The sequence below is a fragment of the uncultured Microbacterium sp. genome (genome assembly GCF_963521645.1).
Taxonomy (GTDB): Bacteria; Actinomycetota; Actinomycetes; order Actinomycetales; family Microbacteriaceae; genus Microbacterium.
In genome coordinates, this window is the sequence record NZ_CAUQVQ010000084.1 from 1 (window position 1) to 11,248 (window position 11,248).

The window sequence follows — 11,248 nt, forward strand, 5'->3', positions numbered from 1 at the left end:
CATCACTCCGCCCCCGGTGGTCGCTCCTCCCGTGCCGCCGCGCCCGAATCACGAGTCCTCGTCCGCAGACGCGTCGCGTCCTGACGTCGCTTCCGACGACAGCGCGACGACCATCCCGCCGGTCCCCCGCACGGTCCCCCGCACGGTTCCCGTCGCGGTTCCTCCCGCCCCCAGTGCGTCCCCCGCCGCTCCGAGCGCCCCGCGCCCCGCCGAGAGCGCGCCCGCCGTGCCGACGTCCGTTCCTCCGACGCCCGATCCGGCCGGGATCCCCGCGCCCGCGACGCAGACGCAGCCCCGGCCCGCTTCATCCGCGCCGTCCGTGCCATCCGCTCCGTCCGCTCCCCCTGCTCCGTCCTCGCGCCGTGTGCAGCGGGAGCAGGGCGTCGAACGCCCGTCGTTCCTCCAGCAGGAGCGTCGCGAGGAGCCGGCTCGCATCGGTGGTCGGGGGATGCTCAACCGGGTGGGCTTCTCGCTCGGGCCCAACGCCCGCGAGCGGGCGATCCGAGACGACGAGCACGCGGTGGGCATGCACTGGCCCGGCCCTCGCACCGTGGCCGTCGTCAACGGCAAGGGCGGGGCGGGCAAGACACCCGCCACCGTGCTGCTGTCCGCCGTGTTCGCCCAGTACGGAGGGGCAGGCGTCCTCGCCTGGGACAACAATCAGACGCGCGGCACTCTGGGATGGCGCACGGAGACGGGTGCGCACGACCGCACTCTGCTGGAGCTCCTGCCGCAGACGCAGCGTCTCCTCGGCGCCCAGGGCCAGTCCGCCGATCTCGCCCACTTCGTGCACCACCAGCCGCAGGAGAAGTACGACGTCCTGCGCTCGAAGCCCATCCGTCTCGCGCACGAGAATCGTCTCAGTCCGGACGATGTGGACTCGATCCACGCGGTGGCCGCCAAGTTCTACCGCCTCATCATCATCGATTCCGGCAACGACGAGTCCGACCCCATGTGGCTCCGGATGATCGACCTCGCCGACCAGCTCGTCGTGGCCACCACCACACGAGACGATCATGCAGAGGCCGGCGCCCTGCTCCTGGAGGCGCTCGAGGATCGGGACGAGCGGTCCGCACGGCTCGCGCGCGAGTCGGTCGTGGTGGTCAGCCAGGCCGATCCGAAGGCGTCACCGGGCGACGTCGCCGACGTCGTCGACGGGTACGGCTCTCTGGCGCGAGAGGTCGTGCCCATCCCGTTCGATCGGGAGATGGTCGACGGGCACCTCAGACTGCGGGCGTTGGCGGACCCGACACGGCGAGCCTGGCTGTCGGCCGCAGCCGCCGTCGCGCGGGGCTTCTGACACGACGACACGGACCCGGCTGCCCTCCCGGAGCCCCGCCGTCGCGGGGCCCTGTCGGATCAGCGCAGACTGCCGACCCAGTTCCGCAGGAGCTGGATGCCGGCTTCCCCGGACTTCTCCGGGTGGAACTGCGTCGCCGACAGGGGGCCGTTCTCGACGGCGGCGAGGAAGGGATCGCCGTAGGTCGCCCACGTGAGCACGGGCTGCGGGAACGGCGGGATCACGTCGAGTTCCCACGACTGCGCCGCGTAGGAGTGCACGAAATAGAACCGCTCGTTCTCGATGCCGCGGAACAGCACCGACTCGGCGCCGGGATCGACCGTGTTCCACCCCATGTGCGGAAGCACCGGGGCGTTGAGCTCGGTGACGGCGCCCGGCCATTCGGCGAGGCCTTCCGAGTCGTGGCCGCGCTCCACTCCGTGCGCGAACAGCACCTGCATCCCGACGCAGATGCCGAGCACGGGGCGACCGCCGGCGAGCCGCCGATCGATGATCTCGTCACCGCCATGCGCGTAGAGCGCATCGCGCACGGCCTGGAAGGCACCCACTCCCGGCACCACGAGCCCATCGGCCTCGAGCGCTTCGGTGCGATCACGCGTCAGCACGGCATCGGCACCCGCGGCGATGAGCGCTTTCACCGCGGAGTGGACGTTGCCCGACTCGTAGTCGAAGACCGCGACCCGGGGTGCGCCGCTCACAGTGCCCCCTTGGTCGAGGGGATGCCCTCGACCAGCGGGTCGAGCGCCTTCGCCTGGCGGAACGCACGGGCCAGTGCCTTGTACTCGGCCTCCGCGATGTGGTGCGGGTCGCGCCCGCCCAGCACGCGCACGTGCACTGTGAGGCCGGCGTTGAACGTGATCGCCTCGAACGAGTGACGCACGAGCGAACCCGTGAAGTGCCCGCCGATGAGGTGGTGCTCGAACCCTGCCGGCTCACCCGAGTGTACGAGATAGGGGCGGCCCGAGATGTCGACCACCGCTTGCGCGAGGGCTTCGTCGAGCGGCACGAGCGCATCGCCGTAGCGCGAGATCCCGGACTTGTCGCCCAGCGCTTCGCGGATCGCCTGGCCCAGCACGATCGAGACGTCTTCCACGGTGTGGTGCGCGTCGATCTGCGTGTCTCCCGACGCCCGCACCGTCAGGTCGGTGAGCGAGTGCTTCGCGAAAGCCGTGAGCATGTGGTCGAAGAACGGCACCGAGGTGTCGATGCGGCTCGCGCCGCTGCCGTCGAGATCGAGCTCGAGCTCGACGGTGGACTCCGACGTGCTGCGCACGCGTGACGCGGTGCGCGGGGTGCGGGGGCTGCTGCTGCTCATGAAGCCGATCCTATCGACGCCAGGGCGTCGAGGAACGCGGTGGTCTCTGCCTCGGTGCCCGCACTCACGCGGAGGTGCCCCGGGATGCCCACGTCGCGCACCAGCACGCCGCGGTCGTACAGCTGCTGCCACACCCTCTTCGGGTCGGACACTCCTCCGAAGAGGACGAAGTTCGACCATGACTCATGCGGCGTGTACCCGAGCGCCTCGAGGGTGGCTGTGATGCGATCCCTCTGCTCGACGATCTCGTCGACCATGGCGAGCATCACGTCGGCGTTGCGCAGTGCGGCGACGGCGGCCGCCTGCGTGAGCGCGCTCAGGTGATAGGGCAGCCGCACCAGACGCAGTGCGTCGATGAATGCCGGATCTGCAGCGAGATAGCCGACACGGGCACCCGCGAAGGCGAATGCCTTGCTCATCGTTCGCGACACCGCGAGACGCGGCCTGCCTTCGAGCAGCGTGAGGGCCGAGACCGCATCTCGAGGCGCGAACTCCTGGTACGCCTCGTCCACGATCACGACGCCACGAGAGGCCTCGTACACCGCTTCGACGACGTCGAGTCCCATCGGCGTGCCGGTCGGATTGTTCGGCGAGCAGAGCAGGATCACGTCGGGATCGGCGGCAGCGACCTGCGCGGCAGCCTCTTCGGGTGTGATCGTGTAGTCGGGCTGACGCGTGCCGGCGACCCAGCGGGCTCCGGTCCCCTGCGCGATCAGCGGGTACATCGAGTAGGTGGGGGCGAACCCGTATGCGGTGCGGCCGGGCCCGCCGAACGCCTGCATGATGTGCTGGAGCACCTCGTTGGACCCGTTCCCGGCCCAGATCTGCTCCGGCTCGAGCCCATGCCCGAGGTAGCGGGCGAATCCTTCGCGAAGAGTGGTGAACTCGCGGTCGGGATAACGGTTCACATCCCGCAGTGCCACCGCGATGTCGTCGAGGATGTCGCTCGCCACGTGATCAGGAACGGGGTGCGTGTTCTCGTTGACGTTCAGAGCGATCGGAAGCGGGGCCTGCGGCGCACCGTACGGGGTGAGCCCGCGGAGGTCGTCGCGAAGCGGGAGGTCGGCAAGCGAAGCAGTCACCCTTCCCATGGTAGGCGGCGTGCAGGAAGACGTCGCTCAGAGTGACATCGGCGAGGCGGAGCGTGCGAGCGTGACGCGGATGATCACTGAGAGAACTCAGCCGGGATCGCCAGCTCTTCGCCGATCTGCAGAGCACCGCCCTGCAGCACGTTGAGCCGAGTGATCTCGCCGATCACCTCGCGAGGGTCTGCGGTGGGCGCGATGCTCTCGGCGATCGACCACAGAGTGTCTCCCGGCATGACCGTGACTGTCTCGAAAGACGCCGTCGCGATCGCGTCGTTCGACGCCATGGCGCTGCCCCCGCTGAGCGCACCGAAGGCGATGCCTGCGGCCAGGGGCAGTGCTGCGAGTGCCAGCACGACGCGACGACCCCGTGCCGTCAGCCGAAGACGCGTCGTCGGGCGTGCCGGGACGACCGCTGCGTTGCTGAAGGTGATGGTGCTCATGTCGTGCTCCTCTGCTGCTCCCGCGCGGGGCGGTGAAGGTGGCGTAGCGTTCGCATCCGCGACTCGGCCGGGAGCCGTGGATGCGAAGCTACGTTCCGAAGGTATCTTCGAATTCGAATGCGTGTCAAGACTTCTTCGAAACCTCGCCTCGAAAAGAACCGACACGCTCGAACAGATATTCCCCATCTCCGCGTTTCTCGGATACGGTTTCGATAGCAACACCCCATCACGGACCACCGACATTCGAACCGAGACGCCGGGTCCACACCTGAGGAGCACCATGAGCGACAACGCCGCCCCCGAGTCCGAGGCTCCGCGCACTCGCCGTCGGAAGAGCCTGAGCCCGAAGCAGATGGCGATCCTCGAGGTCATCCAGGCGTCGATCAGCCGCCACGGCTATCCGCCGAGCATGCGCGAGATCGGCGATGCGGTCGGACTGAAGTCGTTGTCGAGCGTCACGCACCAGTTGGGCCAGCTCGAGCTGAGCGGGTATCTGCGGCGCGACCCGGGCAAGACGCGCGCGATGGAGGTGCTGATCGACCTTCCGGGCGCCAGCGCGGAGAACCCCGCAGACATCGCCACTCCGGTGGGCGACGCCGCGCTCGTCCCCCTCGTGGGGCGGATCGCCGCAGGTGTGCCGATCACCGCCGACCAGCAGGTCGAAGAGATCTTCCCGCTCCCGCGCCAGCTCGTGGGCAAGGGCGACCTGTTCATGCTCAAGGTGTCGGGCGAGTCGATGATCGATGCCGCGATCTGCGACGGCGACTGGGTCGTCGTGCGTTCTCAGGGCAGCGCCGAGAACGGCGAGATCGTCGCGGCGATGCTCGACGGCGAGGCCACGGTGAAGGTGCTGCGACGCCGCGACGGTCACACCTGGCTGCTTCCGCGGAACTCCGCGTTCGAGCCCATCCTCGGCGACGAGGCCGTGATACTCGGCAAGATCGTCGCCGTTCTGCGCGCCGTCTGAGAGCGCACGCGCGCGGCATCCGTCGTGTTCGCCGTAGGGTCGAATCATGTCGTCGCCCTACGGTTCCTGGCCCTCGCCTCTCTCCGCGGCATCCGTCGCCGCGTCGTCCCCGCGCTACGACGGCGCGGCGTTCGTCGGCGACGAGATCTGGTGGGGTGAGACTGTTCCCGCCGAGGGCGGGCGCGTCGCTGTGCGCAGTTCGACGGGCCGGGTCGTCCTCCCCGCTCCCTGGAACGCGCGATCACGCGTGCACGAGTACGGCGGCGGCGCGTGGGTCGCAGACGCACAGGGCACTCTCTACTTCGTCGACGCCGCAGACCAGCGGATCAGGCGGATGCCGCGCGACGGAGACCCCCTGCCGTTGACGCCTCCCGGGCCGTCGTACGGCGGCCTTCGGCTCGCGGGCGGACGTCTGTTCGCCGTGCGCGAGGACCTCGATGCCCGACCCCACGAACGAGCCATCGTGGAGGTCCCGCTCGACGGTTCGGCTGCGGACCGACCGGAGCGCCTCCGCACGGTCGTCAGCGGGAGCGACTTCTACGCCCACCCCGCGCTCTCGCCGGACGGCACACGTGTCGCGTGGGTGCAGTGGCGCGCGGGCCTGATGCCGTGGCAGAGTGCCCAGCTCATGGTCTCGGACGGTGAGCGCACGACGAGCCTGCCCACGCGCGCGGCACTGCAGCCGGAGTGGACGAGCGACGACGAGGTGATGTACTCCGACGACCCGTCCGGTCGATGGACGCTGCACCGCCAAGCACTGCGCGGCATCGCCCCGGTCGGCGCCGCCCAGCCGTTCGCCGCAGTTGACGACGCCGACACCGGCTACGGGCTGTGGGTGCTCGGCAACCGCTGGTACCGCGCTCTCCCCGACGGCAGGATCGTCGCGGTGCGCACGGAGGGCCGCGATCGGGTGGTGCTCATCGAGGCATCCGGAACGGAACGTGCACTCGCGGTCCCCGCAGACGGGCACGTCAGTGTCGACGACGTCGCTGATACCCGCGTGCTCTTGTCGGGCACCAGTTCGACGGGCGCACCCGGCGTGTGGCAGGTGGATGCCGAGACGGGTCATGTGATCACCGTGACCGGCGGCGAGGCAGCCGACCCCGAGTGGACGACGCCCGCGTCGACGATCGTCGTGGACGGTCCGCGAGGGCCCGTGCACGCATTCGTCTATCCGCCGGCCCACCCGCACCGGACTCCGCCGAATGACGAGCGTCCGCCGTATATCGTGCTCGTGCACGGCGGCCCGACGGCACACGTGACGGGTGCCGCCTCATCGTCGATCACCTTCTACACGAGCCGCGGCATCGGAGTCCTCGATGTGAACTACGCGGGCTCCACGGGGTACGGCCGCGCCTACCGAGAGCGCCTGGACGGCGAGTGGGGCGTCGCCGACGTGGATGACGTGATCGCGGCTGCCGCGGGGCTGGCCGACAGCGGACTCGCGGATCCCGCGCGCATCGCGATCAGGGGCGGCTCCGCCGGCGGATGGACGGTGCTCTGCGCGCTCGTGCGAGGCGGCACGTTCGCCGCGGGGATCAGCCGATACGGGGTCGCGGACCTGAGGATGCTCGCCGCCGAGACGCACGACTTCGAGGCTTCGTACGTCGACGGTCTCGTCGGCCCGCTTCCGGAGGCCGAGGCGTTGTACGTCGAGCGCTCACCGCTCACCCACGCCGATCGGATCGACGTCCCCGTGCTCCTGATGCAGGGCGGAGAGGACCGCGTCGTGCCGGCCTCGCAGTCGGAGGCCATCCGCGATGCTCTCGCTGCGCGCGGCGTCGACCACGAGTACGTGCTGTATCCGCACGAGGGCCACGGCTTCCGTTCCGCCGAGACCATCATCGACGCACTGGAGCGCGAGCTGGCGTTCCTCGGCCGAGTCTTCGGATTCAGCCCCGCGGACTGATCACTCCCCGACGCGGTTGCGCAGGCGCATGGCCCGCTCGGCCTCGCGCGTGTCCTGGCGCTCGCGGAGAGTCTGACGCTTGTCGAACTCGCGCTTGCCCTTCGCCAGCGCGATCTCGACCTTCGCGCGACCGTCGGAGAAGTACAGCTTGAGCGGTATCAGCGTGTAGCCGCCCGCGGACACCGCATGCTGCAGCTTCGCGATCTCCTCGCGATGCAGCAGGAGCTTGCGGATGCGCTTGGCCGAGTGGTTCGTCCAGTGGCCCTGCGAGTACTCGGGGATGTGCACCGAATCGAGGAACACCTCGTTCCCCTTGACGAATGCGTATCCATCGCTGAGATTCGCGCGCCCCTGGCGCAGCGATTTGACCTCGGTGCCGGTGAGCACCATCCCCGCTTCGTACGACTTCTCGATGTTGTAGTCGTGACGTGCGCGACGATTGGTCGCGATGACCTTCTCCCCGCGTTCCCTGGGCATGATGTCTCCTGTGTGTCGATGAACTCAGCGGCGCGCGCGTCGCGGGCAGCCTGTCAGTATATACCTGCGACGGGGAGCGCCGCACGACAGCGTAGGCGGCGCGGTGTCAGGTACGGAGCCACCGGCGGATCGCGAACCCTGCGGAGAGCGCGGCGAGCACGACTCCGATCCCGATCAGCACCGGCACCACGAGGGCGGCGTCGCTCATCGAGATCCAGGTGGTGATGAACGGCACGCGGCCCCGCAGATAGCCCTCGACACCGAAGTGAACGCCCGCGACCACGGCGGCACTCGCGAGCACCGATCCGAGGAACGCCGCGAACACGCCCTCGAGCACGAACGGCGTCTGGATGAAGCGGTTCGACGCACCCACGAGGCGCATGATCCCGATCTCCTTGCGTCGCGCGTAGGCGGAGAGCCGGATGGTCGTGCCGATGAGCAGGATCGCGGCGATGAGCATGAGCACGGCGATCCCGACGGCGATGTACGTCGCGACGGTCAGTGCCGAGAACAGCGGTTCGAGATACTGCAGCTGATCCTGCACCTGTTCGACGCCCGTGACCCCGTTGAACGCCTCGGAGATGACCTGGGATTGACCCGGATCCTTCATCGTGACGAAGAAGACCTCGAACGCCTGGTCCGCGCTGATCAGATCGGCCTGATCCTCGCCGAGCTGGTCGACGAGCTTGGCATAGGTGTCCTCCTTGGAGTCGAAGGTCACCTCGCTGATGAGCGGTGCCAACGCCTCGCCTTCGAGTTGGCCGCGCACCGCATCGACCTGCTCCTCCGACGCTCCCCCGTCGATGCACGTGGGCGATTCGGAGATGTCGCTGCACATGTAGACGGCGACCTGCGCGCGCTCGGTCCAGTAGCCGCGCATGGTTCCGATCTGCGCCTGCATCAGGATCGCCGCGCCCACGAAGGTGAGCGACACGAACGTCACGAGCACGACCGAGATGACCATGGAGATGTTGCGACGAAGCCCGACGAGGGCCTCGGTGAGGATCAGACCCATTCTCATGACGTCGGACCCACTTCCTCTGCGCCGTCATCCGAGAGGCCGAGACGATCGGCGACCCCCAGTTCTGCGACGTCGACCTCCGGGAGGACGATCGGATGCGTACGAGACGCGGCAGGAGCCGGTGGCACGGCCACGGCGTCGTCACTGCGCGGCTCGATGGGAACGGCCTGGGCCTCGGGTGTCTCGGACGCCGTCGGCACGGCATCCGCCGCGGGCGACTCCGCCTTGCGCTGAGCGTGGAGCTCCTCTGCGAGTGCGGCGCGCACCACCGACAGATCGGCCGTCTGACGCTGCACCTCCTGCACGGCGGTGAGCGCCGCGGCCGCAGCCGCACCGCGCACCTCCTCGGGCGCCAGACGCGGGATGTTCGAGGTGTCGCCGTATCCGCCGTGCACCTCGTCGCGCACCATCTCACCGTCGCGCAGTTCGATGACGCGGCGCTGCATCTGATCGACGAAGCCCGCCTCGTGCGTGGCCATGAGCACGGTCGTGCCGCCCGCGTTGATCCGCGCGAGCAACTGCATGATGTCGACCGAGGTGGCGGGGTCGAGGTTGCCTGTCGGCTCGTCCGCGAGCAGCACCTGGGGGCGGTTGACGAGCGCACGGGCGATCGCGACGCGCTGCTGCTCACCGCCGGAGAGTTCGTGCGGCATGCGCTTCTGCTTGCCGTCGAGTCCGACGAGCGCGAGGGCCTCGGGGACGGCCTGCTGGATGAAGCCCCGAGACGAGCCGGTGACCTGGAGCGTGAACGCCACGTTCTGGTAGACGGTCTTGGAGGGCAGCAGGCGGAAGTCCTGGAAGACCGAGCCGATGTGCCGACGGAAGTAGGGGACCTTGCGGTTCGCGAGTGACCGGAGGTCACGACCCAGCACGGCGACGCGGCCGGTGGTCGGGACGTCCTCACGCAGGATGAGTCGCAGACACGACGACTTCCCCGACCCCGACGCCCCGACGAGGAAGACGAACTCGCCCCGCTGGACCTCGAAATCGACGCCGGACAGTGCGGGCCTGGAGGTCCCGCGATAGCGTTTCGTGACGTTCTCGAAGCGAATCATGGCCTTATGAGCCTAAGCGCGGGGAATCGTGTGGTCGCGAGCGACACCCCGCCGACCGCTTCCGCGTCACACCCCACTGCTATACATGGAGGTGCGGATCCACGCCCCAGCGTGGACGATGACTCCGAGGGGGATGCGATGACCACGCCTGCAGGATGGTACGACGACGGGTCCGGCCGACAGCGCTGGTGGGATGGAGAGCAGTGGACGGAGCATTTCGCCCCTGTCGTCGACGCTCCCGACACCGCCGAGGCCACGGTCGACGCGAGCACGCCGTCGGAGGACTCGTCCGGCTCGGCAGCCGCGGCCACCGCGGAGACCCAGGACGCCATCCAGTCCGTGGCTGCGGTCGAGGCGGGCGCCACATGGGACGCTCCGGCATCGGCGAACGGGCCTGAATTCCCTGATCAGCCGGGATCCGCCGATGTGTCGGGAACTGCGGAGGCGGCGGCGCCCGATGAGACGCCGACACAGGCCTCGGCTCCCGCGCCGGTACCGCCCTACGCGGATGCCGCGCCCGAAGCTCCGGCCTACCCCGCACCCGAGTACCCGGGAGCCGCGCCGACCTATCCCGGCACGGGATCCGCATACCCGGGTGCCACGCAGGGATACGGGGGATCGCCGTATCCGGGCGCTGCTCCCGCATACGGTGCGCCCGGCGCCTATCCGGTCGCCGCACCGACCACGCCGTCGACCCCTGCAGGCCCCTCCGTGCTCGGGCTGATCGGCCTCGGCCTCGCGGTGCTCGGCACGATCCTCGCCTGCATCCCGCTCACCTGGATCGCCCTGCTCGGCTGGCTGATGCTGGCCGCCGGCCTCATCACCTCGGTGATCTCGCTCTTCCGCCCCGGCCGCAAGTGGCCCGGAATCACCGGATTGATCGTCTCGATCGTCGGGGGGATCGCCGCGGCGATCATCACCGTCATCGTCGGCATCTTCGCCGCAGTGGCCACGGTCTCCGACGAGATCCGGGACCTTCCCACGGCGCCTCCGTCGAGCGACTCCGACACCGGGGCCACTCCCCCGCCGAGCCTCGATCCCGGCGACACAGCCGGACAGGTCGAAGAAGGCACGATCGGCGACACCGTGACCCTGCGCTTCCTCGGCGGAAGCGGCGAAGTGATCGTCACCGACGCGACCTGGTCGGCGGACGACGGTTCCGGCCTCCCCTCCACGAATGGCGGATTCCTGACGCTGGAGACGACGTGGACCGGCACCGACGGCGTGACTCCTGCCAACCCGCTCTTCACGTCGCTCGAGACAGCGGACGGCACCGAAGGACAGCTCGACTTCGCGACGACGGGAGCGCCCAACGAGCTCCTCGACCCCGGAGAGACCGCGAGCGGCCCCATCGCGTTCGACATCGTCGAGAGCGAGTCATACGTCTTCGTGGTCACCGACGAGACCGCCAGCGAGATCGCGCGGATCACGATCACCCCGACCGCCGGCTGAGCCTGCGGATCGCGCGACGGACACGGAACGGAGTCGATGATGACGACGCCTGCAGGCTGGTACGACGACGGCTCCGGACTACTGCGCTGGTGGGACGGGGCCGCCTGGACCGAGCACACGATGCACGCTCCTCCGACCCCGGCGACTCCGGCGCCCGTTCCGACCCCGACGCCGCAGGCGGCATCGGGCGCGCAGCCCACGTTCGAACCGCCCTACGTCACGCA

The 11,248-nt window shown here is 69.3% G+C and carries 12 protein-coding genes; 5 read left to right on the forward strand and 7 right to left on the reverse strand.

The window, feature by feature from the left end; translation table 11 throughout:
- Positions 1-1,300, forward strand: a 1,300-nt coding sequence (locus RWO82_RS13260) for an AAA family ATPase (RefSeq protein WP_314427885.1), incomplete at its 5' end; no start/stop codon positions are given.
- A 59-nt stretch (positions 1,301-1,359) separates the two neighbouring features.
- On the opposite strand, the gene hisH is transcribed toward RWO82_RS13260, so the two are convergent.
- The 4 genes from hisH to RWO82_RS13280 all read right to left on the reverse strand — a co-directional run bounded on the left by hisH (position 1,360) and on the right by RWO82_RS13280 (position 4,143).
- A complete protein-coding gene (hisH, locus tag RWO82_RS13265) occupies positions 1,360-1,998 on the reverse strand; it encodes an imidazole glycerol phosphate synthase subunit HisH (RefSeq protein WP_314427886.1) in 639 nt (212 codons plus the stop codon).
- Complete coding sequence (gene hisB / locus RWO82_RS13270; protein WP_314427888.1) at positions 1,995-2,615, reverse strand: imidazoleglycerol-phosphate dehydratase HisB; 621 nt, start codon at positions 2,613-2,615, stop codon at positions 1,995-1,997. Before hisB ends, hisH begins: the two co-directional genes overlap by 4 nt.
- Complete coding sequence (locus tag RWO82_RS13275; protein WP_314427891.1) at positions 2,612-3,706, reverse strand: histidinol-phosphate transaminase; 1,095 nt, start codon at positions 3,704-3,706, stop codon at positions 2,612-2,614. The genes hisB and RWO82_RS13275 overlap by 4 nt, the downstream gene beginning before the upstream one ends.
- A gap of 74 nt (positions 3,707-3,780) precedes the next feature.
- Positions 3,781-4,143 carry a LysM peptidoglycan-binding domain-containing protein gene (locus RWO82_RS13280; RefSeq protein ID WP_314427893.1) on the reverse strand — a complete coding sequence of 121 codons (363 nt, stop codon included), beginning with the start codon at positions 4,141-4,143 and terminating at the stop codon, positions 3,781-3,783.
- A gap of 280 nt (positions 4,144-4,423) precedes the next feature.
- Between RWO82_RS13280 and lexA the strand changes: the two genes are divergently transcribed.
- Positions 4,424-5,110 carry a transcriptional repressor LexA gene (lexA, locus tag RWO82_RS13285; protein WP_314427895.1) on the forward strand — a complete coding sequence of 229 codons (687 nt, stop codon included), beginning with the start codon at positions 4,424-4,426 and terminating at the stop codon, positions 5,108-5,110.
- 46 nt (positions 5,111-5,156) lie between these two features.
- Positions 5,157-7,019: a prolyl oligopeptidase family serine peptidase gene (locus RWO82_RS13290; RefSeq protein ID WP_314427897.1), complete on the forward strand. Its 1,863-nt coding sequence runs from the start codon at positions 5,157-5,159 to the stop codon at positions 7,017-7,019.
- On the opposite strand, the gene smpB is transcribed toward RWO82_RS13290, so the two are convergent.
- From smpB to ftsE, 3 genes are all read right to left on the reverse strand, one after another.
- Positions 7,020-7,496, reverse strand: coding sequence for an SsrA-binding protein SmpB (smpB, locus tag RWO82_RS13295; protein WP_201470220.1), 477 nt, complete (start codon positions 7,494-7,496; stop codon positions 7,020-7,022). It abuts the gene before it with no gap.
- Between the two features lie 106 nt (positions 7,497-7,602).
- Entirely contained in the window at positions 7,603-8,517 is a 915-nt protein-coding gene (ftsX, locus tag RWO82_RS13300) for a permease-like cell division protein FtsX (protein ID WP_314427900.1), read from the reverse strand.
- Positions 8,514-9,572: a cell division ATP-binding protein FtsE gene (gene ftsE, locus RWO82_RS13305; protein ID WP_314427903.1), complete on the reverse strand. Its 1,059-nt coding sequence runs from the start codon at positions 9,570-9,572 to the stop codon at positions 8,514-8,516. The genes ftsX and ftsE overlap by 4 nt, the downstream gene beginning before the upstream one ends.
- Before the next feature lie 138 nt (positions 9,573-9,710).
- Here ftsE and RWO82_RS13310 point away from each other — a divergent pair, with 138 nt between their 5' ends.
- Together RWO82_RS13310 and RWO82_RS13315 are read left to right on the forward strand one after the other, a co-directional pair.
- On the forward strand, positions 9,711-11,024 hold the full coding sequence (locus RWO82_RS13310; protein ID WP_314427905.1) for a DUF2510 domain-containing protein: 1,314 nt from the start codon (positions 9,711-9,713) through the stop codon (positions 11,022-11,024).
- A gap of 39 nt (positions 11,025-11,063) precedes the next feature.
- Positions 11,064-11,248, forward strand: a 185-nt coding sequence (locus tag RWO82_RS13315) for a DUF2510 domain-containing protein (RefSeq protein ID WP_314427906.1), incomplete at its 3' end; no start/stop codon positions are given.

What these genes read in the sequence shown, in the direction of transcription:
- lexA (WP_314427895.1), top strand. Translation starts at nt 4,424, where the DNA reads ATGAGCGACAACGCCGCCCCCGAGTCCGAGGCTCCGCGCACTCGCCGT.
- ftsE (WP_314427903.1), bottom strand. Translation starts at nt 9,572, where the DNA reads ATGATTCGCTTCGAGAACGTCACGAAACGCTATCGCGGGACCTCCAGG.
- RWO82_RS13275 (WP_314427891.1), bottom strand. Translation starts at nt 3,706, where the DNA reads ATGGGAAGGGTGACTGCTTCGCTTGCCGACCTCCCGCTTCGCGACGAC.
- hisB (WP_314427888.1), bottom strand. Translation starts at nt 2,615, where the DNA reads ATGAGCAGCAGCAGCCCCCGCACCCCGCGCACCGCGTCACGCGTGCGC.
- smpB (WP_201470220.1), bottom strand. Translation starts at nt 7,496, where the DNA reads ATGCCCAGGGAACGCGGGGAGAAGGTCATCGCGACCAATCGTCGCGCA.
- RWO82_RS13280 (WP_314427893.1), bottom strand. Translation starts at nt 4,143, where the DNA reads ATGAGCACCATCACCTTCAGCAACGCAGCGGTCGTCCCGGCACGCCCG.
- RWO82_RS13290 (WP_314427897.1), top strand. Translation starts at nt 5,157, where the DNA reads ATGTCGTCGCCCTACGGTTCCTGGCCCTCGCCTCTCTCCGCGGCATCC.
- ftsX (WP_314427900.1), bottom strand. Translation starts at nt 8,517, where the DNA reads ATGAGAATGGGTCTGATCCTCACCGAGGCCCTCGTCGGGCTTCGTCGC.
- RWO82_RS13310 (WP_314427905.1), top strand. Translation starts at nt 9,711, where the DNA reads ATGACCACGCCTGCAGGATGGTACGACGACGGGTCCGGCCGACAGCGC.